25 protein-coding genes and 2 riboswitches are annotated in these 22,265 nt (G+C 41.0%); of the genes, 5 read left to right on the top strand and 20 right to left on the bottom strand.

Going from position 1 to position 22,265, the window contains the following annotated elements; translation table 11 throughout:
• Nucleotides 1–293 precede the first annotated feature (293 nt).
• The 8 genes from V6B33_RS08305 to V6B33_RS08270 form a co-directional block, all read right to left on the bottom strand.
• Nucleotides 294–554, bottom strand: coding sequence for a hypothetical protein (locus V6B33_RS08305; protein WP_334217287.1), 261 nt, complete (start codon nt 552–554; stop codon nt 294–296).
• Between the two features lie 127 nt (nt 555–681).
• Nucleotides 682–1,464: an ABC transporter permease gene (locus V6B33_RS08300; RefSeq protein ID WP_334217286.1), complete on the bottom strand. Its 783-nt coding sequence runs from the start codon at nt 1,462–1,464 to the stop codon at nt 682–684.
• A 13-nt stretch (nt 1,465–1,477) separates the two neighbouring features.
• Nucleotides 1,478–2,095 carry an ABC transporter ATP-binding protein gene (locus tag V6B33_RS08295; protein ID WP_334217285.1) on the bottom strand — a complete coding sequence of 206 codons (618 nt, stop codon included), beginning with the start codon at nt 2,093–2,095 and terminating at the stop codon, nt 1,478–1,480.
• A 79-nt stretch (nt 2,096–2,174) separates the two neighbouring features.
• Nucleotides 2,175–3,482 (bottom strand): hypothetical protein, encoded by a 1,308-nt coding sequence (locus V6B33_RS08290; RefSeq protein WP_334217284.1) that lies wholly within the window; start codon nt 3,480–3,482, stop codon nt 2,175–2,177.
• Nucleotides 3,452–4,645, bottom strand: coding sequence for a DUF58 domain-containing protein (locus tag V6B33_RS08285; protein WP_334217283.1), 1,194 nt, complete (start codon nt 4,643–4,645; stop codon nt 3,452–3,454). Before V6B33_RS08285 ends, V6B33_RS08290 begins: the two co-directional genes overlap by 31 nt.
• Before the next feature lie 5 nt (nt 4,646–4,650).
• Nucleotides 4,651–5,583, bottom strand: a complete 933-nt coding sequence (locus tag V6B33_RS08280) for an AAA family ATPase (RefSeq protein WP_334217282.1) — start codon at nt 5,581–5,583, stop codon at nt 4,651–4,653.
• Nucleotides 5,584–5,893: 310 nt separating this feature from the next.
• Nucleotides 5,894–6,631: an SDR family NAD(P)-dependent oxidoreductase gene (locus tag V6B33_RS08275; RefSeq protein ID WP_334217281.1), complete on the bottom strand. Its 738-nt coding sequence runs from the start codon at nt 6,629–6,631 to the stop codon at nt 5,894–5,896.
• A gap of 65 nt (nt 6,632–6,696) precedes the next feature.
• Nucleotides 6,697–6,891, bottom strand: a complete 195-nt coding sequence (locus V6B33_RS08270; RefSeq protein ID WP_334217280.1) for a hypothetical protein — start codon at nt 6,889–6,891, stop codon at nt 6,697–6,699.
• Between the two features lie 168 nt (nt 6,892–7,059).
• On the opposite strand from V6B33_RS08270, the gene V6B33_RS08265 reads away from it, so the two are divergent.
• Both V6B33_RS08265 and V6B33_RS08260 read left to right on the top strand, forming a co-directional pair.
• Complete coding sequence (locus V6B33_RS08265) at nt 7,060–7,239, top strand: YkvS family protein (RefSeq protein ID WP_334217279.1); 180 nt, start codon at nt 7,060–7,062, stop codon at nt 7,237–7,239.
• Between the two features lie 178 nt (nt 7,240–7,417).
• Nucleotides 7,418–8,815, top strand: coding sequence for a DUF2254 domain-containing protein (locus tag V6B33_RS08260; RefSeq protein ID WP_334217278.1), 1,398 nt, complete (start codon nt 7,418–7,420; stop codon nt 8,813–8,815).
• A 38-nt stretch (nt 8,816–8,853) separates the two neighbouring features.
• Here the strand turns inward: V6B33_RS08260 and V6B33_RS08255 are convergent, their stop codons facing one another.
• The 10 genes from V6B33_RS08255 to V6B33_RS08210 all read right to left on the bottom strand — a co-directional run bounded on the left by V6B33_RS08255 (nt 8,854) and on the right by V6B33_RS08210 (nt 17,854).
• On the bottom strand, nt 8,854–8,973 hold the full coding sequence (locus tag V6B33_RS08255; protein ID WP_442915491.1) for a DUF6254 family protein: 120 nt from the start codon (nt 8,971–8,973) through the stop codon (nt 8,854–8,856).
• A gap of 91 nt (nt 8,974–9,064) precedes the next feature.
• Nucleotides 9,065–10,114: a YkvI family membrane protein gene (locus V6B33_RS08250; RefSeq protein WP_334217277.1), complete on the bottom strand. Its 1,050-nt coding sequence runs from the start codon at nt 10,112–10,114 to the stop codon at nt 9,065–9,067.
• A 120-nt stretch (nt 10,115–10,234) separates the two neighbouring features.
• The gene (locus V6B33_RS08245) at nt 10,235–11,929 is read right to left on the bottom strand and encodes a M3 family oligoendopeptidase (RefSeq protein ID WP_334217276.1); all 1,695 of its coding nucleotides are present in this window, start codon (nt 11,927–11,929) and stop codon (nt 10,235–10,237) included.
• Between the two features lie 130 nt (nt 11,930–12,059).
• Nucleotides 12,060–12,518, bottom strand: coding sequence for a MarR family winged helix-turn-helix transcriptional regulator (locus V6B33_RS08240; protein ID WP_334217275.1), 459 nt, complete (start codon nt 12,516–12,518; stop codon nt 12,060–12,062).
• 226 nt (nt 12,519–12,744) lie between these two features.
• Nucleotides 12,745–12,990, bottom strand: coding sequence for an aspartyl-phosphate phosphatase Spo0E family protein (locus tag V6B33_RS08235; protein ID WP_334217274.1), 246 nt, complete (start codon nt 12,988–12,990; stop codon nt 12,745–12,747).
• 244 nt (nt 12,991–13,234) lie between these two features.
• Entirely contained in the window at nt 13,235–13,756 is a 522-nt protein-coding gene (locus tag V6B33_RS08230; protein WP_334217273.1) for a GNAT family N-acetyltransferase, read from the bottom strand.
• A gap of 197 nt (nt 13,757–13,953) precedes the next feature.
• Nucleotides 13,954–14,466, bottom strand: a complete 513-nt coding sequence (locus V6B33_RS08225; protein WP_334217272.1) for a 1,2-dihydroxy-3-keto-5-methylthiopentene dioxygenase — start codon at nt 14,464–14,466, stop codon at nt 13,954–13,956.
• 17 nt (nt 14,467–14,483) lie between these two features.
• Complete coding sequence (locus V6B33_RS08220) at nt 14,484–15,113, bottom strand: methylthioribulose 1-phosphate dehydratase (protein WP_334217271.1); 630 nt, start codon at nt 15,111–15,113, stop codon at nt 14,484–14,486.
• 93 nt (nt 15,114–15,206) lie between these two features.
• On the bottom strand, nt 15,207–16,421 hold the full coding sequence (locus V6B33_RS08215) for a 2,3-diketo-5-methylthiopentyl-1-phosphate enolase (protein ID WP_334217270.1): 1,215 nt from the start codon (nt 16,419–16,421) through the stop codon (nt 15,207–15,209).
• Between the two features lie 87 nt (nt 16,422–16,508).
• Nucleotides 16,509–16,615, bottom strand: a riboswitch (SAM riboswitch).
• Between the two features lie 60 nt (nt 16,616–16,675).
• Nucleotides 16,676–17,854, bottom strand: a complete 1,179-nt coding sequence (locus V6B33_RS08210) for a pyridoxal phosphate-dependent aminotransferase (RefSeq protein WP_334217704.1) — start codon at nt 17,852–17,854, stop codon at nt 16,676–16,678.
• Nucleotides 17,855–17,973: 119 nt separating this feature from the next.
• On the opposite strand from V6B33_RS08210, the gene V6B33_RS08205 reads away from it, so the two are divergent.
• The 3 genes from V6B33_RS08205 (at nt 17,974) to mtnA (ending at nt 21,361) form a co-directional block, all read left to right on the top strand.
• Nucleotides 17,974–18,756: a carbon-nitrogen family hydrolase gene (locus V6B33_RS08205; RefSeq protein ID WP_334217269.1), complete on the top strand. Its 783-nt coding sequence runs from the start codon at nt 17,974–17,976 to the stop codon at nt 18,754–18,756.
• 94 nt (nt 18,757–18,850) lie between these two features.
• Nucleotides 18,851–19,002: riboswitch (SAM riboswitch) on the top strand.
• 108 nt (nt 19,003–19,110) lie between these two features.
• Nucleotides 19,111–20,298, top strand: coding sequence for an S-methyl-5-thioribose kinase (mtnK, locus tag V6B33_RS08200; protein WP_334217268.1), 1,188 nt, complete (start codon nt 19,111–19,113; stop codon nt 20,296–20,298).
• Between the two features lie 10 nt (nt 20,299–20,308).
• Nucleotides 20,309–21,361, top strand: coding sequence for an S-methyl-5-thioribose-1-phosphate isomerase (mtnA, locus tag V6B33_RS08195; RefSeq protein WP_334217267.1), 1,053 nt, complete (start codon nt 20,309–20,311; stop codon nt 21,359–21,361).
• Between the two features lie 41 nt (nt 21,362–21,402).
• Here mtnA and V6B33_RS08190 read toward each other — a convergent pair whose 3' ends face one another.
• Both V6B33_RS08190 and V6B33_RS08185 read right to left on the bottom strand, forming a co-directional pair.
• Nucleotides 21,403–21,711 (bottom strand): DUF2087 domain-containing protein, encoded by a 309-nt coding sequence (locus V6B33_RS08190; RefSeq protein WP_334217266.1) that lies wholly within the window; start codon nt 21,709–21,711, stop codon nt 21,403–21,405.
• A 92-nt stretch (nt 21,712–21,803) separates the two neighbouring features.
• A complete protein-coding gene (locus V6B33_RS08185; RefSeq protein WP_442915508.1) occupies nt 21,804–22,247 on the bottom strand; it encodes a methylated-DNA--[protein]-cysteine S-methyltransferase in 444 nt (147 codons plus the stop codon).
• Nucleotides 22,248–22,265: the final 18 nt, after the last annotated feature.

The following is a 22,265-nucleotide window of genomic DNA, read 5'->3' as shown; positions in this document are numbered from 1 at the left end:
AGTAATGGATAATTATAAAAACGTCAACTGTTTCTAGTAATTAATCCATTATTCCTATAAGCCTGCTCAATAAAAAAGAATAGCATGCAATTAGGATATACACAATTGTAAAGCTTTATTTTTTTAGTATTTCATATATTTGCCACTATTATGTTTGTAATTTCCAAAGAAGTCCTTAAAAAAACAGGAGACGGCCCATTTAGGAACTGTCACCTGTTTTTTAAAGCTTTCTTTTTAATTGATATTTCGTTGAGTAATGGCGGCTCCTTTTTGTCCGCAGGCAATTTCATAGATTACTTTTTAATCATAGTCGATTTCTTTTTTAGTGCATTATAGCCAATTTTGGCTTTGATCACTGTTCCACGCAGGGTCATTTCGTGATGTTCTGAAATATTCGTATATACATTTACCAGATCACACATGCACCGGGCAAACATTTCTGTCACTTGCTTCAAATCTTTCGGGTCATAGTTGGAATGATCTTTCATCAATTCTTCTATTACATCCATGGCCAGACTTTTTATATAAAGGGCTTGCTCTGTTTCATACCGCATTGATATTCTCCTCCCACCTAATCTAGTGCTATCAAGTATATGCATGGCGGATAGGGAAAAGAACGTGAAGAGCATCTGACCCTATGATCACGGCCAGATCACGGATTTACATAGAGCAGGAATACATTTAAATATTCAACTGAGCATGATCTGTAAACAGGAACTTATAACCCAAATAGATGAACAAGATGACTGTTAAAGCTACACTGCCCACTATCCCAAGCAGTATGGCTATTTGATATTCAATTGCGACAAGCGGGCTCACTCCTGATAGAATCTGGCCGGTCATCATTCCGGGGAGGAAGATGATACCCATTCCTATCATATTATTGAGCGTTGGAAGAATGGCTGAGTCGAACGCATCATCCACATATTTTTTTGAAGCAGCTTTAGGGGTTGCACCAAGCATCAGTGCCCCTTCCACTACTTCTCTTTGTTCTTTTAACCCTCCCAGCAGCGTATTGAGCCCAAGAGTGATGCCTGTCATAGAATTACCTACGATCATACCAGCAATCGGGATGAAATAACGCGGTTCATACCAGGGTGTGAAATGGATGACAATGATGTTGAAATAAAACAGGCAGGAGATAGTACCGATCACCATTGAAACTGCCACGGTGCATTTCAGCTGTTTACTCAGCTTATATCTTACCTGTTTGTAAATATTAAAAATCGCAAAGAGTTCCATGATGAAAATGATCAGTAGTGACAGCCAGGGACTCGGGTTATCAAAGATGAACGTCAGGATATAACCTGCAATGATCAATTGGATTGTCATTCTCAATGAAGCTATGACAATCTGCTTTTCTCTCGAAATACCTCTCAGTTTTACAATAAACAACAATATCAAAATAAATGCATAGGCAGCTATAAATCTCCACAGGCCGATATCGATGATTCCTTTATCCACCGTTCTCCCCTCCTTATTGTTTCGATATCTTTATTACTTCTTCACCGTACTGTTCTGCCACCTTCATTGAATGGGTCACGATGATCACAGTTCCATCATGTGACTTAGCAGCTTCCACGAATTTCTTCATGACGGTTAATTCAGTCTCTTCATCCAAGGCAGAGGTCGGTTCGTCAAGTAAATAGACTTCCGGTCTCATCAGCAGAACTCTTCCGAGAGACAAACGCTGGCGCTCCCCGCCGGATAATTTTTCTGATTGATCCTGCAGGTTCTTGTCAAGCCGGACTATTTCGAGGACCCGCTCAAGATCCCCCCTGCTTGCAGGAGATTTCTCGGAGAAAAGAAGTCCTTTTTGCAGATTCTCCTCTATAGACTCTCCAAACAGCAACGGAGTCTGGGGGATCATAACAATTTTCCTCCTCAGCGTGACGGCATCCATTTCACCCAGTGATGTTCCTTTATAATGAATGCTTCCTTTATCGGGTATATACATTTTATTCAGCAATTTAAGGAGAGTCGATTTCCCTGCACCGCTCTCCCCTATGAAGCAGGTGGTCTTGTTTTCAGGAATATCCATATGACCTATTTTCAAAATATCTTTATAGACGAGATTTCTTAATGTGAATGGCATTTACTTCTCCTCCCATGTCGCTATCCAATGATATTCTAACCTATGAAGAAATGAAATAATAAAGCTGATGCTTGCAGTATTAATGCTCTCTGCATACATCAGCTTTATTATGACTGTTTTTTTGTTCTTTCAAATGAGATATATGTCTGTTCACTTGATTCCTAAAGAAATTTACTTCTTGGTTTGAAGGAGTTCTCTTCCCATATCTCACCGATTCATAAAGTTGAAAGAAATCTTCTTCCTCCTGTATGCCTAACTTTAAGAACCAAAACCTGATTTTTTCATTTTTTCCTCTGCCCTTCTGAACGGCAGCAGCTTCACTTTCAAGCTCTTTCATTGCCTGACGGATAGCATTTTCAGCATCAGAGTATAATATGGTGTAAGAGTCATTCTTCTCTTTCTTCTTCCCGTTCTTCTTAAACTTGGTTAATAGTGACGATGAAACCACATCGTTTTCCACCTCGTAGGTTACTTTCCTTTTTCTCAGTAGATAGACGACTACAGCCAAAAGAAAGATCCCTAATAATAATTCGTTGAGCCATGGTAATGAAAGGCCATCATAAAAAGCTTTCTGCTGAGTCTCGTCGATTTCCTGATTATTCAATTTCAACCCCATCCCGGTAAGCGTCTCTTTAGAAATCAAACTCAATATCCAGTCTCTTATCTTCACAAGGAATCCAAAGATGGGATTTACGAGAAATGAAAACAACCAGAAAATCTTTTCCAGCATCCAATATAATATGCTTCTTACATATGAACTGAAATAGGCCAAAACACCGCCGAAACTAATAACGATCAGCAATATAAAGAAGGGTTTCATCATGTATCCTTTGCTTTCAGTGTCCCTCACCCGCTCCGCCTTTACCATTCTTTGAAAACTCGTAACAGTTGCAACGAGTGAAAACAACACCACTACAAGACCAATCACCAAGAACTTATTTTCTATATCCCTTGCATTCCCAATTACCAGCGACAATGAAGATAAAAATAGAAAAAATAACAGTACCCCGCTGCGGAGCTCAATCTGCTCATCTTCACTTTGAAAATATGAGGATATTCTCCAATGAAGGTATAGTAAGGTGATTGATACAATCCACCAGGAGACTGTAAAGGCATATAGCCCTGCGAAGAGCAAGAATAAAAGGACCCCTAACAGCATCATTGAATTTGTATTTTTCTTCTTTATCCACACCGCCATTACTGTAAGTAAAGAAATATATGCAATCAGCATAAAAGGAACATATTGGAATAAAATCATCTCTACACTTGAGAGGATTGTAGTCCCCAATAATGCAAATAGAGCATCAATACCTAAGTATAAACCCATTTTTAAAAGAAGCATCTGCTGCTGGTTCGTTAAGAGGGCATTTTCGATCTTTGATTCCATAGTGAGACGACTCCTTGTTTATCCTCTGTGTGTAACAGATAAATTTCCCGCCCTCTAGTTCCTATTTTTCTTAATCGCTCTTCGTCAACATCAGTAAGAGTACCTGCAGCGATCAGAACGGAAGGAACAAGCTGACGAATGGCCAAATGCTGTAGAACGATGTGAAACGGTATGGTTGCATCATCTGTTGATAAGGTCGATAACAGCTCCAGCGCTTTCTGTTGATGCTTCCTTCCCGTCCCTGAAGGCAGATAATAAAACGGGGTGACACCCAGACTCCTGATATTCAGTACAAGGGAAAAGGTGAAATTCTGTTTAACGGCAAGATGCATTAAATAGGCTGCATGCTTAATGATCGTTTCCAAGTCCCTAGTGATGGAATATTTTTCAGATAGGTTGACCACTATCATCCATTCTTTCTTCACCGCCGGAGCAAAGACTTTTGTCTGCAACTTCTGCGATCTTGCAGATGCCTTCCAATGAATATCCTGAAACCTGTCCCCGTTTACATACTCCCTTGTACCGATCGGTTGAAACACGTCGGTAAATAGTGAATGCATGGCAGAAACTTCACCGGGTTCACTTGAATGATGAATGTTATCAACCAAAACTGCCTCCGGAGTCGGAAACACCATCATGGTGGACTTTACCGGATCGACCAAATCCAATATAACCTTCCCGCTTCCGAATAAATGAGGAATGACGAGCTGGATGCTCGTTAAACGGCACAGCCCCCTTCTCTTGCCTATCACCGGCAAGGAGACTCTAGCGTTTTCCCCTTTTCTCATCGAAAAGGGTACAGACACCTCCAGATTACCGCCATGATATGATTCGAATGGGTGTCCGACAGGTTCGACAATATCTTTAAATTGGAGTTTCAGGGTGGCCCCCCAAACCGGAAGCCCATCATTCGTGAAATCAACATCCCAGTTTCCTTGCTCTTCACAGTGGATCTTTACACGTTGAAGAGATTGATTCAGTTTCATCCCTTTACCGATATTTTCAAGATACCACTTGTGAACCCTGAAATAGAGAAAACAGAGCAGAAAAATCCCCAGTCCTCCATAAAATTGAAAGAACAGACTGACTCCGGCCAGAATGATCAAAAGAATTTCACTTAATGAGTTATATGGATCCTCGATCACTTCGCGTTTCCAATTCACTTCCGCTACCTCGTTTCAACTGGAAGAAAGATTGAATCTATCAAGCTCGTGATGACTTCTTCTTCCGACTTGGTCAATGATGCCTCTGCGGTCAGCTGGATTCTATGCTGAAGGACATAAGAGGCAACTTGCAAGACATCTTCAGGACGGACAAAATCTCTTCCCTCGATAAACGCCTGTCCCTGTGAGGCTTTCAGCAATGCAAGACTGGCTCTGGGGCTTGCCCCCACTTCAATCCATTCATGTTCTCTCGTCCCCCTCGTCATTTGCAGGATATATGCTTCAATATCCGATGAAACATGAACCTCCTTTACCAGCTTGGAAAGGGATTGAACCTCGGATAAACTCATCACTGCGTTTACTTCATTCAATGGCTGTTCCGATTTAAAGCGGTTTAAGATCAGTCTTTCTTCTTCAAAGTCTGGATATGTAAAGGGCACTTTCAATAAAAAGCGGTCAAGCTGGGCTGCAGGCAGCGGAAATGTTCCTTGCTGTGATTCGATCGGGTTCTGTGTTGCAACCACGATAAAAGGCGGGCTCAATGGAACCGTTTCTCCGTCAATGGTTATTTGTTTTTCTTCCATCACTTCCAGTAAACTCGCTTGCGTACGGGGAGTTGCACGATTGATTTCGTCTGCCAGTAAAACATTTGAAACGACAGGTCCTGTGCGCAGTTCGAATTCCTGACTTTTAGGGTTGAAGAATTGGATGCCGGTCACATCACTCGGCAATACATCCGGAGTGAATTGGATCCGTTTGAATACTCCCTCTATACACTGCGAGAACGTCTTTGCAAGCAGCGTTTTACCGGTCCCCGGAACACTTTCCAATAAGACATGGCCTTCCTGCAGCAATGCAATCAGAAGTAAATCGATTTCTTTGTCTTTCCCGACCAGCACCTTATTCATTTCTCTTTTTATCTCTATTAAACGTGACATCGTGATCCCCCATTCTTTTCTATTCTTACATAATATTAAAAAAGTTAAAATTTAGCAAATTTTCTCATAAATAGTTTTCAAACCAGCAGGGGAAAGGGGAAATTCAATAAGGCGGTTCCCCGAAAGGAGCCGCCTTACCTTTTTTTACAATAAATTCATAATAATCTTAACCTGCTTTTATATTCCTTCCGTATACTGAACAAAAATAGCAGAGGGTGAACAATTTGTTGACATCCTTAATGTTTGTACTGATTGTTGCGACAGCCAGTATCGTCATCTTAAGAAAAGACTAGACACTTGCAAAACTTTATTAATGCTCGTAAATCATTTTTCTTGTCATGCCGCCGTCCACGACAATGTTTTCACCTGTGATGAAGTCGTTATGAGTATCAGCCAGGAACCAGCAAACTCTTGCTATATCCTCCGGTTTTCCAACCCTCTGCGAAGGATGCTGGCTGTGATCCACTTCGCGCAAGGATGAATAATCTCCAGTATCAATCCACCCTGGGCTGATTGAATTGACCCGGATTTTGTATTCTCCCAATGTAATCGCGAGTGAATGCGTTAAGCTCGCGATGCCTCCTTTAGATGCTGAATATGCTTCCGTATCCTGCTCTGACATCTGAGCTCTTGTAGAGGCCATATTTATAATCGAACCACCTTTATCCTTCATGAGTTCCGCAGCTTCCCTGCAACAGTAAAATACACTGCTTAGGTTAGTTGAAATGACCTTCTCCCATTCTTCAGCTCCCATTTCCCAAAAAGAGATGAATGTAGAGACGCCCGCATTATTAACGAGTATATCAAGTGATGAATGATGCGTTCGGATTTCCCTGAATCCCTCTTTCACTTCTTCGAAGGATCCAACGTTTATATTATGGAATTTGGAATGATATCCTTTTCCGTTTAATTCGTTCTCCAATTTCGTCCCGCTTTCACTGTCTTTGTCAAAGAAGTGCACGAAGTCTCCTTGATTGGCGAACTGTTCCACAATCGATTTTCCAATTCCATTTGCACCGCCCGTGATACATACGACTCGTTTTGACATATACCATTTCTCCCTTCAAGTGATAAATAGACTCCCTTTACAATTCAACCTGATTCATAAAAAGACTAGCTTCTCGGAGTGTCAAGGTACTGATAACGTATATTTCCTCCGTGATCCGCAATCCCCCGGAAATGCCTGAAGTCCGGTTGTTTGACTAAAACTGCCCTGAATGTCAGGAAATCCTCTTTCTCGACTTGAATTTCTTCCATTTCTTTATTCCTTAATGCATTGATTAATTGTACAAATTCACTTTCCACCATATAATCTGCCTCCTGTAATCGTGTCTATTCCCATTTTATTTGACTATGTAAAAACTACAAGCTTTTGTTTTTTTATTAAATTTTTAGAAAACTCTTTACCTTTTCCTTTGTTTAAGTCAAAATATTAGTAATCGATTGTAGAATTTTGGCAAAAAGGAGAGACCTCGGATGAAAAAAGCAGAAATCGGAAATGTAATTGAATTCAAAGAAGGACTCAAAGGAGTTGTAGAAAAAGTGAATGAGAACTCTGTCATTGTCGATCTCACTTATATGAAAAATTACAGGGAGCTTGAGTTAGAAGAAAAAACAGTCGTCAACCACAAAAACTATAAAATTATTGATCAATAAATTCATACATATCATAACGGTCGGGAAAGCCATTTTATTCATTGCTGATGAAAGAGTTTACCCGGCCGATGCTTACCAGACGATAGTAACATGTCATTTAAAAAAGTGATTGAATAGTTTCTTTATTTTCGTTCAGGATATTCTTATAGCATATTAATTTTAAGGTGGCTCATTGACGATGCATCTGAATGTCCATATCTTCAAAAAAGCTCAAAAAAGCTTTTGGTTCGTGCCCCTGATATTCTCTCTTATTTCGCTTGCACTCGCACTCGCTACATTTTATTTTGATTGGTGGCTGAGCAAGCACGATTATCCCCTGCTTCCTAAGGTTTTATTTGCTAACTTTGATTTGAGCATGATGATCATCAGTACGATCGCTTCCTCGATCATGACCATGACGACCATCACGTTCTCCACCATCATGGTTGTCCTCACAACATTTTTATCGCAGTACTCACCCCGGACGCTTCAAAACTTCATCAATGACCGGCCAACACAACGTGTACTTGCCATTTTCGTTGCAGGGGTTGTGTATTGTATCACCCTCCTTATCCTTTTGAAAGACGAGTCCGGACAAAAGCTATTTATATCTGCAGCTTTTGCAGCATTGGTGGCAATCGTCTGTCTCTTTGTATTTGTTTATTTTGTCCACCATGTATCCAATTGGGTAAAGGTCAGCAAGTTAATTCACAATATAACGATTAAGACCAATAATAAAATTGAAAACAGCCCCCTATACAGAAAAAAGGATAAACTTGAGTCACAGAGCGGAGTAGATCCACTCTCCTTTGAGGATACAAAACCCTGCTATGTATACAGTCAGGAATCAGGATATCTGCAGTATATTGATATTGAAGGCCTGATCCATAAAGCAGTAAGCGGGGATTGCATTGTCCGAATGTTAAAGACTCCAGGGGAATATCTCCTGGAAGGAACCGGTGCCATGACGATATGGTCGGACAAAGATGACATCAAAACAGAGGAATTCTTAAAGTACATCAATCTAGGTCCTGATAAAGAACCGATCGAAGACATTGATCTCGGTATCAGAAAATTGGTTGAGATTGCACTCAGGGCGATCTCCCCGGCAATCAATGATCCTAACACAGCGAAGAATTGCATTGAAGAGATCGGAATCATCCTTTCTAAATTGGCGAGGCATAAGCTTCCCGGTGCCTATATTACTGACCAGGAAGACAAGGTCCGAATCATTTTGGAACAGCCAACATTCTCGGATTATCTCTATCAGAGCTTTTACCAGCTTCGTCATTACGGAGCACAGGATATATCAGTGTCTACGGAAATACTCAGGTCTCTCCGGATGATTGCCGAAAATAATAAGAAAGATGTCAAAGGTACGATCTGGACATTTAAGGACTATATCTTGGAAGGTATCGACTATGGTAGCCTTCAGAATCTGGACATGCAGTATTTGATGAAATTCCTGGATGAACTTGCAGCAAGTTGTGACCATCCCGATTGGGACAGGGATGGAATCCGAAATTCCTTTTTCCCCGAAAAATACAAAACAGCAGACGCATCAGTCCCTGAATCCAGACATGAAAATTATCCCTAATATCAAGAAGGATGGCAGTCAGCCATCCTTCTTGATGTTTACTTTTGTTTATCCTCTTGTGATAATTCCTTGAAAGAAGATACCTTACCATGTGGTTTCTGATTTTCTTTCCTTACATCCCATTGCCGTTCTTTTTCATGCTTCGACTTTGTCATCATACATCCTCCTTTATCAGCTACACTTTTTATAATGAGCAAAAAAAGGATAATTAATCATGGAAGAATAACCGGGAACAAATCTTTCTTTAACTTATTTAACCCGGCCATCCTTTTTGTCTTTCTTCATCCAAAGGAGCACTAAAAATAATAAACTCAAATACCCAAACAATGGGTACAAATAGGATAGCAATTCACTGTATTCAAAAAAGCTCAGGGAATAGATGATCATGAATATCCCGGAGAATGTAGCGATAGACGGTCCTCTCCAATAACCCGCAAGCTGTTTCTCCAATCCGAATACCCCGCCGATGACTGATGTGAATATTTCACCGTAAATGATCAAAATGTAGAGATAATAAAATCCTGCGACGAAGGATTTCATGACGACAGCCATCGGAATTTCATACAAGGTCACTTCCGGTATCATGATTAGGGTCATATGACTTGAAATCAGAATCAGAGTCAGAAAGAATCCCCCGAGATATCCCCCGTATTTAATTACCTGACGATCGTTCATTTCGCTGGCGACCGGAACAAGAACTGCTTGGGCCATGGCTAAATTAAATGCAACATAGGAAAAAGGGGCAACAACCGACTTCCAACCGTCGTCAACTGGAGGTATGGTCAGGAAAGCCTCTAAAAACCGCGCGTCCGTTACAGAATAGGTCATTAAAAATAGGTTAAACACAATCATGATCGGCACAACAAACGTGTTCACTGCAAACAGGCCCTTCATTCCGACCATCATGGTAATGAAACCGAGCAGAATCGTCAATAAAACACCAAGCTGTTTCGGCATCAACAGTTGTTCCTGGAACACTGCCCCTGCCCCGGAAAGCATGACTGCCGAAACACCGATCAACATGATCATCATGGTGATATTCATGAATTTGGAAAACCATTTCCCGAATAAATACTCGTTAAACTGTTCAAAGGATTTCGCTCTCAAATCATGTGACTTCAACATGATTTTCGTCCCCATCGTTATGAAAAGATAGCCACTAAATAAAATAGCTATAAAGCCTATAAACCCAAATCGGGTGAAAAATTCCACTATCTCTCTTCCGGTGGCAAATCCTGCACCGATCACCGTGCCGACATACACTGCTGCGATTTGAAATGCCCCTGATACTTTCTTCATCCACTCACCTCTTACCTCTTCTACTTCACTTTATGTACAAGCAAAAGAATTCAGAAGCAAATGACAATAAATTACCTTTTTCACCGGTAAAAAGCAGCCAATAGAGCGGCTGCTTTTTTTCTATAAATTCTTATCATCAACACCGTTCAACCATTGTTCAATCGGTTCAATCACCTTTTCGACTGCACCTTTCTTGAATGGGGATTCCAGACCGGCTGAGGATACAAGTTCTGTAAACGAAAGACTTCCACCCAATTTACACAGATCCACGTAATCAGACCAGGCTTCATCTTGATTTTCATTCATTTTCACCCAGAACTGGAAAGCACAGATTTGAGCGAGTGTATAATCAATATAATAAAATGGTGAGTTATAGATATGGGATTGACGCTGCCAGAATCCGCCCGTTTCCAGATAATCTATTCCTTCGTAATCCCTGTGAGGCATATATTCTTTCTCAATTCTTCTCCACGCTTCGTTCCTTTCGGCAGGTGTTATTTCCGGATTCTCATATACAAAATGCTGAAATTCATCCACAGCGACTCCATATGGCAGGAATTGCAATGCATCACTTAAGTGTGAAAACTTATATTTATCCGTGTCTTCTTTGAAGAAGAGGTCCATCCATGGCCATGTGAAAAACTCCATGCTCATTGAATGTATTTCACACGCTTCGTAAGTCGGCCAATGATATTCAGGAATATCAAATCCCCTGCTGCTGTAGACCTGGAAAGCATGACCCGCCTCATGTGTGAGGACATCTATATCTCCAGAAGTCCCGTTGAAGTTGGAAAAGATAAACGGAGATTCATGATGTGCGATATATGTGCAATACCCCCCTCCTGCTTTTCCTTGCTTCGCCTCTAGATCCATTAAGTCACGCTCTATCATAAAATGAAAAAATTCTTTCGTTTCCGTCGACAGTTCTTCGTACATCTTTTTCCCATTATCAATGATGAATTGTGGATTTCCTTTGGGCGTTGCATTTCCTGAAGTGAATTTAAATCCTTCATCATAAAACTTCATGCTTTCCATGCCAATCCTATCTGATTGTCTTTTTTTCAGCTTTTTCACTAATGGTACTACATGTTTTTTGACACCCTCCCGAAACACTTTAACCATCTCAGGGGTGTAATCGGTTCTGGTCATGCGGTAATAGCCGAGTTCCACGAAATTCTCATAACCCAAGGTAACAGCAATCTTATGACGGAGCTTGACAAGTTCATCATAAATACGATCTAACTCATCTTGAGCCTCTTCGAAGAAAGAAACAGTGGCAAACGTTGCTTCCTTCCGTGTCTCCCGGTTTACCGATTGTGTGAATGGCCCCATTTGGGCAAGTGTTCTTTCTTCTCCTTGAAAGGCAATTTTTGCTGAAGCCATTAACTTCGTGTATTGAGATGATAGTTTATTTTCCTGTTGAAGCAGCTCGACCACTTCCGGTGAAAAAGTTTTGATTTCACTTTCAGCCAATGAGAATAGTTGTTTGCCCCAACGCTGTTCCAATTCTTTCCGAAACGCTGAATTAAGGAGTTCTTTATAGTAACCGGTGACCAGCCCCTGAACCTCAGGTAATATATCATCCAAATAATCCTGTTCCTCTTTATAAAAGTCATCATTCGTATCAATGGAATGGCGGATATAGCAGATGTTCTGCATTGTATCAAAATCGAGGCGTATTCTATTTATTTGATCCATTGCAGAAATTTGATCATCAATTGAAGCTGCTTGCTTGAATTCAGCCAAAGCAACGGTAAACCCTTTCTTTATCTCTTTCAATACCGGTCGTTCATATGTAAACTGTCCAAATTTCATCTGAGTTCCCCCTTTTTCAAAATCCATTTATACTATTCGACTCATCAACCTGATTCTCCTGTGTTTCTGAAAATTTTCATCTTTGAAAACAGAAAAAAGAACCTTCATGTATAAAGGCTCTTTCACGAAATCAATATGATAAATCCTTGATTGATAATCCCAGCTTCTTCACAAGATTAATGGCGTCATCTTTTTCATCCGGTGAAAGAGCCGACATCAATTCATGGATTCTCTCTTCATGATTAGGAAAAATACTGTCAATCAGGCTTCTGCCGGATTCTGATATCTGTGCATAGGTGACACGTCTGTCTTTTGGGCAGGCAACCCGTTTCAGATATCCTTTTTGTTCGAGTTTATCCACCACATATGTTATACTTCCTGATGCTAACAATATCTTTCCGCCGATTTGCTGAAGAGGCTGATCACCTTTGTGATAAAGAAGCTCTAAAACAGCAAACTCAGTGGGATTCAATCCGTTTTCCTGTATATTTTTATTAATCTCTTCATTTAATGCTTTAAAAGCACGGGAAAGTACGATGAAAAGCTTTAATGATTGCTTGGTGTCCTGGTTTTCCTTCATATTCTTCATTCCTTTAATTAAACTAATATCTCAGTTTCAAAATATTATACTAGAATTATGGACTGAAGTCAATCTTACCAAGATTCATATAGCTCATTTTAAAAACCTCCGTCAACCGATTAGGCTTGACAGAGGTTTACGATTGGGTGTATTTAATTTAAAGTGACACATCGATGATTGTATGATTAAGTGGTGGTTCTATGAGGTCAATGAAGTTTGAGGAGAAACTTAATGATTATGAAGCTGTCTTCTTTAATAAACTTTTTATTACCTGGCTAAACTCATATGGAATTTCTTGAATATTCCTTTGATTCATTCGCTTATCACATTCCTGGTATTGATTTAATAACCGATCTAGATGCTGACTGCATTCAATGGTTTCATTTGCACTCAATCCCAGGCTTTCCCCCAAAGAAATCATTTCAGCACGTTTTTGATTGATTTTTACGATTAACCACTTTTTCTTAAGATATTGACCCATTTTCTAACTAGCTCCTTTTTATTTTGTCTCGTTCAGTCTGTAAATACAACTGAGACCAATAAATAAACCGCGCATATTGACGCAGATACTTGTCCCTGATGATACTGAAACACCTGTCTCTCTTGATTTGAATCTATTACTATGAATGTTACTTAGATAGTATCGCAACTATTACTAGAAAAGTAAATAGATTCGCAAAACAAGACAAAATAACTAGTATTGCCTGCTTTTTTGACAAAAATCGTCAAACGTCCCCGTTCAGATCATAAGCTGATATTCCCCTTCCGAAAATGATATATTCATGGGGGACATTTGGGTAGAATCCGTCTCTTAGTTCCTTCCATCCCATTTTTTTATAAAAGTGAACCGCAGCTTCATTGTCCTTTCTCGTGGTCAGCAATGCTTTTGTTTCCGTTCTGTTTTCAAGCAATGTCTTCACTAATTCCTTAGCGATACCACATCGCCTGTATTTAGGGTGGACGCCTAATTCCGCCAGTTCCATACAGTCTTCCATCCAGCTGGGATCCCCATGTAAATGCTTTGACAATAATTCATGATAGTATTGGCCTTTTTTGGAAGAATAACCGTAAATAAATCCTGCCAGCCTTTGTTCAATAACGGCGAAATATCCTTCAAAATCCGGATATTGAAAATGGCGATTAAATTGTTTTTGCATCTGCAACGGGTCTGCACCATATAGGATTTGATACAAATTGAGCATTTTAATAAAATACTCGCTTCTGATTGTGATGGGAATCAGTTCCATCGCTTCACACCTTTCGAGGGGAATGGTTGGACCGACCTAAAGGGTATTACCTTATTTTATGCATTCAATCTGAGTATGAACACCATTCTATGTTCTCTGCCGAATATGAAAGCCCTGAAACCACATGTCGCACCGGGGCAACGACATTATACAACAATAAAGGAGAAAAAGACCTGTGGCTTTTTCTCCTCTTCTTATCAATAGATCGGCACCCACCCATCTTTTGTAACAAAGATACGGATTGCCACCACTTGTTTATCATTACTCAATGTAAAATAGTGGCGAATGTTTTCCGGTACTGAAATTAAATCACCCGGGTTGAGGTGGACTTCAAAAAAGTTTCCGTCTCTCCCTTGAATGATGAATACACCATGACCACTTACGATGAATCTGACTTCATCATCGGTATGATGGTGCTCCTGCTGGAAATTTCTCAACAGGTCCTCCAGGTTCGGAGTACTTGAGGATAATGAAATGACATCCCAGGATTTATACCCTCTTCTCTCTGAAATATCTTTTATTTCTTCTCTGAACGATTCGATGATCGTGTTTTTCTCATCTTCTGTTAAATCATATTGCTCCACAAGTCCGGGATCCAATTTTGTTATATTCCAATTTTCATAGATTACACCTTGCTCATGTAAAAAAGAAATTACCTCATTTTGATTTTCCACAATTCCCTCCGAACCCTGGATCTTAATAGTTGCCATTATTTAAATCCTCCTCTTCACGTATATAAATTCAGATTCTGTAAAGATACTATCTTCAGTTGATATTGAAATAAAAACTCGCAGGCTTCAAGAAGCTTTTTGGCTTCAAATGAGTTCCTGCCCCATACAGTAATTCCATGATTTCGTATCAAAACTGCACCTTTATCGTCCCGGACGTGCTGTGAAAACTCCTCAGCCAGATCGGGGATGTGTGCATGATTGAAGATGATCGGAATCGTTAATTCGTCATCTTCTCCCCATTTATCAAAGGCTTTGATCAATTCCTGATTTCTGAATGTAATCTCCCCGGCGTCCCCATACAACTCACTCACTACATTATTTGGCACAGTATGTACATGAAGACTGCACCCAGCCCCGCTGTTCAGAAAGATTCTGCTGTGCAGCATGGTTTCGGCCGAGGGACGTACTTTCGTTTTTTCCACCGGTTCACCCATTCCATCCACCAGCAGAAAGTCTTCATCCGATTTCTTTCGCTTATCTTTACCGCTTGCCGTTACCAGAAACGTGATCGGGGAAGAACTGACTCTGATAGCAAGATTTCCACTCGTCCCCATGAACCAGTCACGTGCGGCAAGTTCTTCTTTTACCCCGGCAAGATCTTCCCATATTGATTGCTCGCATTTCATGCAGCTGCCTCCTTCTCCGGAACTAATCTACAATCGTTGAATGCGTTAATAATGTTTAAATGGATCGGTATAGCACAAAAGTATACATCAGGTTTATCCACGGGCACTAATCTCCCCTCCCCAAAGCCTCAACGCTTTATCCAGGTCGGTATGTCTTGTTGCAGCATCTGTGAGGGGAATTCCTTTCAGTACCGCATCGATAGCCTGCAGAAAGGCTGATCCTCCGGCTGAAGCACCATCGGGATGCCCGTGCACACCTCCTCCGGCATTGATGACACAATCTCTCCCGAAGTCTTCAATCAATTGAGGAACCAGTGCGGGATGGATGCCTGCTGAAGGAACAGGAAAAGTCCTTTTAAACAGATCAGAGTTCGTCAGCTCTTTGCTGATGGACAGTACTTGTCTTTTTTCTAATGCCACACTGCCGTAAGGCGAAGGGAATAAGGAGAAATCAGCACCGGTCATTCTTAATAGCTTTCCAAGCCATAAAGAATAATCAACACCGTATTGAGGTGAGGCCGCTGCAGCTCCTGCAAAAGAAGGATGAGCCATGATCGGCAGTCCGATTTCATTATCTTCACGCAGTTCCTGAAGAACATCCAGACCGTAAGAAAACACATTGAATAACAATGCATCTGCTCCAAGCTCTCTTGCCTTTCTCGCTTTTTCCCTTAAGCCTGACGTTCTTCCACTCAGATTAACGGCATAAAGGGTCCTCTTTCCAGTTACTTCATTTACCTCCTTCAGAACGTTTTTACCCTGCCTGACTCTTTCTTCAAAAGGTGTCAGTTCATTGTCAAAAAGAATTTCATCATCTTTTACCAGGTCTATCCCCCCTAGTGCCTGGGCCCTCAACTGGTTCTTAAGATAATCCTTGTCCCTCCCGATTACTCCTTTGAAAATGCTCATTACAAGTGGTCTGTTAGAAACTTTCACAAGTTCTCTAATTCCTTCAATACCAAATCGAGGTCCCGGATAACCTTTTTTCAAATCATTGGAAAAATGAATATTTCTTAACTTAACCTGGCCGTCAAGCGATAGTTTGCCGAACACGGTTGTCAAGATCGCAGGTATATCATTCGAATAATTCCCTGATGGGTACGCTATTTGAATTTCTGCCGCAGGAATCTCACCCTCTTTTTCTTTCACTGCCACAACTGTTCCCTTGTATTTTCTTAATTGGTCCTTTTCAAGTAATGGAAGATCGGTCCATGAACCGACTGTCAGTCCGAGAGCAATCCCTTCCGCTTTTTCTTGAAATGATCGACTCTTCCCTGTTATTTCGTATGTAGCAATTACTTCTCCCACTTGAGATACCTCCTGGCTGGTATAAAGTTAGAAAATCAATAAAAATACAAAAAACCCCTTCGATAAGAAGAGGTTGGCTATCACTCTATCTTATCTGTCAGCATTTACCATGCTGCAAGAATTAGCACCGTGCTTAAATTAAGTCGGTTGCCGGGCTTCATAGGGCTGGTCCCTCCGCCTGCTCTTGATAAGAATTTCTTAAATATGAATGTAATTTCAGTTGGATTATGTCATCATTTTTCAGTTCTGTCAATCTATTTATCGAATAATTTCAAATTTTCAATTCGTTTCACGACTTCTTCTAGTCTCTCTAAACTGGTCAATAACCCCACACGTACATAGCCCTCCCCATGCTCACCAAATCCTACGCCAGGTGCTACTGCAACTTTGATCTCATTAAGCAATAAGTCTGCAAATTCAACTGATGAAAAACCAGCTGGAACTTTTAGCCATGCAAAGAATGAGCCAGCAGGTGCAGAAACATCCCAGCCAATCCTTTGCAGACCGTCTATCAATGTTTTTCTTCTTTTTTCATATGTCGCAACCAATTCATCCACGCACTTTTGCGGACCGAGTAATGCAGTCTCCGCAGCTTCCTGAATGGCACCGAATAAACTTACATACAAATGATCCTGGAGAATATTAAGGGCTTCGATCACACTTTTGTTTCCAACAGCAAACCCCACTCTCCACCCTGCCATATTATAGGTTTTGGACAATGTGTATATTTCAATGCCTACATCCTTTGCTCCATCCGTTTCAAGGAAACTGACTGGCTTTTGACCTTCGAACCCAATCGCTCCATATGCAAAATCATGTACGACACAGATATCATGTTTGCTTGCAAGCGATACCGTATCCCTGAAGAATGCAGGTGTAGCAACAGCCCCCGTAGGATTATTCGGGTAGTTCAAGAACATGAGTTTTGCCTTCTGTAAATCTTCTTCTGGAATCGTTCCATAATCCGGCAGGAAATGGTTCTCTTCCTTCAGCGGCATCTTCGCCATCCTCGCCCCCGAAAGCGACACTCCTGATAAGTAATCCGGATATCCCGGATCCGGTACCAATACGGTATCCCCTGAATTCAAAAGCACTTGTGGGATTTCCACAAGACCTGCCTTCCCCCCGAATAATACAGCCACTTCATCTGCCGGGTTAATATCCACGCCATACTCCCGTTTATAAAATTCAGCTGCGGCTTCCTTAAAGGTTGCAAGGCCCCTGAATGGAGAATATTTATGGTTTCCTGGTGATTTCACTGCTTCCCTCATCGCCTCTACAATATGCGGCGGGGTAGGCTGATCCGGATTTCCCTGCCCCAAATTTATGACGTCATGCCCTTCATTTACCACTTTTTGAACTTTTTCCGTCAACGATGCAAAAAACTGCTTCGGCAGTGTTTGGACTCTTTCTGCTTGTTTAAAGGTTTTCATCATATCACCCACTACATTTTTTGAAAATTTTTTACTTTCAAATTCTAGTCACAAATGATATAACGTAAAGTAATGATTGTAAAGCGAAAATTCATATTTCTGTCAGAAGAGGTGTTCATTTGATTAAAAAAATTGGTATTGCACAAATAGATATTGCATTCGGAGATCCTGACGAGAACAAAAAACGGGTTCGTCATTGGGTGAATAAAGCAAGCGAAGCCGGTTGTGATATTGTCGTTTTCCCAGAGCTATGGACTACAGGCTATGATTTGACCAGAATCGAAGAAATTGCAGATGAAGATGCACGGGACAGTACCGCTTTCCTGACAGACCTTGCTTCCCGCCATTCCATTCATATCGTTGGGGGTTCCATTGCAAGTAAAACGAGTGAAGGGATAGGGAATAATCTACTTGTGGCTGACAAAAATGGCAGTATCGTCAAAGAATATACAAAACTGCATTTATTTAAACTCATGGATGAACATCATTACTTGATTCCGGGTAAGGAAGATGGTTTGTTCAAGCTCATGGATACTCAGATGGCTGGCATGATCTGTTATGACATCCGCTTTCCTGAATGGTTCAGAAAGCATGTCATCGACGGCGCAAAAGTGGTTTTTGTAGTGGCACAATGGCCCGCAGTAAGAATTTCCCACTGGAGAACACTTTTATTGGCCAGGGCCATTGAAAATCAGTGTTTTGTCATCGCCTGCAACCGTGCAGGCAATGATCCGAAAAATGAATTTGGCGGCCATTCGATGATCATAAGCCCATGGGGGGACGTCATTGCTGAGGGAGATCTTGATGAAGATTTGATCACTGCAGAGATTGATTTAGATGAGGTGGAAGAAGTAAGAAAGAAAATACCCATCTTTCAAGATCGCAGACCTGAATTTTATTAATTTAAATTTTCCAAAAAAAGTTGTTGACTCATTAATTGCATCGGTGGTACTATTCAAAGCAAATAGTTTACATTTGACCACTAATTTAATCTAACTCTTATCAAGAGCTGGCTGAGGGATATGGCCCTGTGAAGCCCAGCAACCGACCGTAATACCGTTGTGAAACGGGGCGCATTCATGCGCCGGATGATTCCTTAAGGCACGGTGCTAATTCCAACAGAAAGAACCCTTTCTGAGAGATAAGAGGCGAATAAGATTTGATCTTTTAAGCCTCTTTCATACCACGAAAGAGGCTTTTCATGTTTTTCGATTGAAAAGCCTCCAAAACAAGAAACGATTTAGGAGGAAAGAACAATGTCCATCAGTCCTGTAGATAAGTATCTATCGTTGAACGAACAAAGTGCAAAGGATTTGGCAATCAGATTAAATTTTTTTGATAAGAATACGGAATTGACATGTTGTGAAATTGGGGATGGAAACTTAAATCTCGTTTTTCAAGTTACAGAAACAGGCAAGAAAGGAATCATAATCAAGCAGGCTCTGCCTTATGCAAAAGTAGTAGGGGAAAGCTGGCCGCTTACGATCGACCGGGCCAGAATTGAAGCCAGCGCACTGAAATTACAATACATCCATGCACGGAATCTTGTTCCTCAGGTGTATTACAGTGATGACAGTCTGGCTGTCACGGTGATGGAGGATCTCAGTTCGTCGACGATCGTACGTTCAGGGCTGATAAAAAGAGATTCGTATCCACTTTTATCAGAGCATATCGGAACTTTCCTGGCCAACACCCTGTATTTCACTTCTGACTATGCACTTCATCCGTTTAAGAAAAAAGAATATGTGAAGACCTTTTCCAACCCTGAACTTTGCAAGATTACAGAGGATCTTGTATTTACTGATCCTTTTTTCAATAGTGATACAAATGATTACGAAGTGGAATTACTGCCATATATCCAGGAACTCTGGGATGATTTCATTCTGAAGCTGGAAGTGGCCAAGTTGAAGAAATGTTTTATTACAGAGAGCGAAGCCCTATTACATGGTGATCTCCACACCGGAAGCATCTTTGCTGATAAGACTCAAACAAAAGTTATCGATCCTGAATTTGCTTTCTATGGTCCTATCGGTTTCGATATTGGTCAATTCATAGCGAATCTGACATTTCAGGTCATTGCCCGGGAAGATGTTGAAGGGAAAGATGAGATCATCTATCATATCATCAATACGTGGAATACTTTCGCTGAAACCTTTTCGAAACACTGGCAGGAAAGCGGAGACGCATACACCAAGGTAAATGGATACTTGGAATTTGTGTTGAAGAAAGCATTTCAGGACAGTGTTGGTTTCAGCGGTTGTGAACTCATCAGAAGAACGATAGGCCTGGCACATGTTGCTGATCTTGATGGCATTTCAGATAAAGATAATAGACTGCTGGCAAAACGACGCAGCCTTTCATTAGGGAGAGAATTGATTCTGCACAGACAACATGTCTCATCTATTGAAGATCTAACCGATTTGGTACGCAGACATACATCTTAAGGAGATTATCATGACTCAAACATCAGCTATACCTGTATCTTTATATTTCGAAGATGATCATTTAGTTATATTAAATCAGCAAAAGCTGCCTGAAATAATCGAATACCTGAGGCTGTCTTCAATTGACGATTTTCATGACGCAATTGTCACATTGAAAGTCCGCGGAGCACCTGCAATCGGAATAACTGCTGCTTACGGCCTTGCCCTGTGTTCAAATCAATATGATACGGGATGCCTTGCAGAGTTCCGGGAGAAGTTCCAAGAAGATAAGCAATATTTGTATAGCTCAAGGCCTACTGCAGTGAACTTGGGCTGGGCATTGACTTCCCTTGAACAGGTCATTGTAAATGTACGGACGGTCAATGAAGCGAAAACCACCCTGCTTCACACTGCCATACAGCTACATACCGAAGATGAAGCCACTTGCAGGCAAATCGGAGAATTTGGTCTCGAATTACTCAGCGATATGACAACCATCATGACAATCTGCAATGCAGGTTCCATTGCTACAAGCAAATACGGGACTGCTTTAGCACCTTTTCATTTAGGAAGTGAACGAGGGAGAACGTTTCATGTTTATGCATGTGAGACGCGTCCAATATTGCAGGGTTCACGATTGACCACCTGGGAGTTACAGCAGTCTGGTGTGGAAGTGACACTTATAACAGACAGCATGGCGGCACATACGATTAAAGAAAAAAATGTGGAAGCAGTCATAGTAGGAGCAGACAGGATCGCTGCTAATGGGGATACGGCTAACAAAATCGGAACATCCATGCTTGCCATTCTCTGTAAGCATTACAGCATCCCATTTTACGTGGCAGCACCATCCTCCACTTTTGATTTATCACTCTCTTCTGGAAGTGGAATCCCCATAGAAGTGCGCGCTCCTGAAGAACTGACCGAAATCTATGGGAATAGGATTGCTCCTCAAGACACGCTTGTTTACAATCCTGCCTTTGATGTCACCTCTAAGGAATTGATCACGGGAATCATAACTGAGAAAGGCATCATTTATCCTTCTTTTCAAGATAATATCGAGAAAGTGATCAGAAAAAGTTAAACAGAGATACCTTCGTCAATATGAAGGTATCTCTGTTTTTCTTACTGCTTATATAATGGTGTAGATCCCCACATTTCCTTTGGATTCACTTCATAGACACTATTTTCTCTGTACATGAACTGATGGATGATAAATTCTCTTCTTAAAGTGGCAAAGTCATCATGAAAATGCTTGATGTATTCATTAATTTCCTTTTCACTGTATTTTGTTCCAACCTTCAATCCTTCTGCCATGTGCTCAAGCAGGAATAGTTTCTTTTTCTGTTGAGCAGGTATCGTTTTCACTTTCCCGTTTTTCTCCATAAAGTTATTCAATACCTTTTGTTTCTCTTTAACCATTCTCTCGCTCATTTCGGATTCCCCTTCCCTATTATTCGTCAAGTGATTAAGAACACCAGCGTAATGCGCCAGAACATTCCATAAGTGAAAGATACTTTTTATTGTCACTTTGCATATTCAAGTGACAGTAAAATTTCTTTTTTATCTACTTGTTTGCCGGCATAGCCGGTTAGTGAATTGTTCTTGCCGATCACTCTGTGACATGGGATGATGATCGGAAACCTATTCGCTTTGTTTGCCTGCCCGATTGCCCTGACAGCTTTTGGTCTGTTAATACGTTTAGCTACATCTCCATATGAGCAGGTCGATCCGTATGGAATTTCACTCAATGCTTTCCAGACTTCCCGCTGAAAAACCGTACCTTCTATTTTAAGAGGAAGAGTGAACTCATCCCTTTCTCCTTTGAAGTATTCTTCCAATTGGCGTTTAGCTTCAAGTAACAGGGGCTGTGCTGTCACCGGGGAAGGTTGTGCCTCAGGTGCAAATCGCAATGAAAATAACTTTTCACCATCACCTTGCAACTCCAATATTCCTATCGGACTTTCCATATAAAGCGTTGATACAGC

The organism is Mangrovibacillus sp. Mu-81 (assembly GCF_036867415.1).
In the GTDB taxonomy this organism is placed as follows: domain Bacteria; phylum Bacillota; class Bacilli; order Bacillales; family Bacillaceae_B; genus Rossellomorea.
Note: the sequence above shows the minus strand (reverse complement) of the source record. Positions and strands in the feature narration are given on the sequence as shown.

Excerpts from the sequence above, each read along its gene's own strand:
- V6B33_RS08290 (WP_334217284.1), bottom strand. The coding sequence starts at position 3,482 with ATGGAATCAAAGATCGAAAATGCCCTCTTAACGAACCAGCAGCAGATG.
- V6B33_RS08255 (WP_442915491.1), bottom strand. The coding sequence starts at position 8,973 with ATGATGACAAAGTCGAAGCATGAAAAAGAACGGCAATGGGATGTAAGG.
- V6B33_RS08220 (WP_334217271.1), bottom strand. The coding sequence starts at position 15,113 with ATGAAATGCGAGCAATCAATATGGGAAGATCTTGCCGGGGTAAAAGAA.
- V6B33_RS08230 (WP_334217273.1), bottom strand. The coding sequence starts at position 13,756 with ATGGAACTGATTCCCATCACAATCAGAAGCGAGTATTTTATTAAAATG.
- V6B33_RS08190 (WP_334217266.1), bottom strand. The coding sequence starts at position 21,711 with ATGAGCGAGAGAATGGTTAAAGAGAAACAAAAGGTATTGAATAACTTT.
- V6B33_RS08275 (WP_334217281.1), bottom strand. The coding sequence starts at position 6,631 with ATGTCAAAACGAGTCGTATGTATCACGGGCGGTGCAAATGGAATTGGA.
- V6B33_RS08280 (WP_334217282.1), bottom strand. The coding sequence starts at position 5,583 with ATGTCACGTTTAATAGAGATAAAAAGAGAAATGAATAAGGTGCTGGTC.
- V6B33_RS08295 (WP_334217285.1), bottom strand. The coding sequence starts at position 2,095 with ATGCCATTCACATTAAGAAATCTCGTCTATAAAGATATTTTGAAAATA.
- V6B33_RS08305 (WP_334217287.1), bottom strand. The coding sequence starts at position 554 with ATGCGGTATGAAACAGAGCAAGCCCTTTATATAAAAAGTCTGGCCATG.
- V6B33_RS08260 (WP_334217278.1), top strand. The coding sequence starts at position 7,418 with ATGCATCTGAATGTCCATATCTTCAAAAAAGCTCAAAAAAGCTTTTGG.
- mtnK (WP_334217268.1), top strand. The coding sequence starts at position 19,111 with ATGTCCATCAGTCCTGTAGATAAGTATCTATCGTTGAACGAACAAAGT.
- mtnA (WP_334217267.1), top strand. The coding sequence starts at position 20,309 with ATGACTCAAACATCAGCTATACCTGTATCTTTATATTTCGAAGATGAT.
- V6B33_RS08265 (WP_334217279.1), top strand. The coding sequence starts at position 7,060 with ATGAAAAAAGCAGAAATCGGAAATGTAATTGAATTCAAAGAAGGACTC.
- V6B33_RS08210 (WP_334217704.1), bottom strand. The coding sequence starts at position 17,854 with ATGAAAACCTTTAAACAAGCAGAAAGAGTCCAAACACTGCCGAAGCAG.
- V6B33_RS08245 (WP_334217276.1), bottom strand. The coding sequence starts at position 11,929 with ATGAAATTTGGACAGTTTACATATGAACGACCGGTATTGAAAGAGATA.
- V6B33_RS08270 (WP_334217280.1), bottom strand. The coding sequence starts at position 6,891 with ATGGTGGAAAGTGAATTTGTACAATTAATCAATGCATTAAGGAATAAA.
- V6B33_RS08185 (WP_442915508.1), bottom strand. The coding sequence starts at position 22,247 with ATGGAAAGTCCGATAGGAATATTGGAGTTGCAAGGTGATGGTGAAAAG.
- V6B33_RS08235 (WP_334217274.1), bottom strand. The coding sequence starts at position 12,990 with ATGGGTCAATATCTTAAGAAAAAGTGGTTAATCGTAAAAATCAATCAA.
- V6B33_RS08250 (WP_334217277.1), bottom strand. The coding sequence starts at position 10,114 with ATGAAGAAAGTATCAGGGGCATTTCAAATCGCAGCAGTGTATGTCGGC.
- V6B33_RS08240 (WP_334217275.1), bottom strand. The coding sequence starts at position 12,518 with ATGAAGAATATGAAGGAAAACCAGGACACCAAGCAATCATTAAAGCTT.
- V6B33_RS08225 (WP_334217272.1), bottom strand. The coding sequence starts at position 14,466 with ATGGCAACTATTAAGATCCAGGGTTCGGAGGGAATTGTGGAAAATCAA.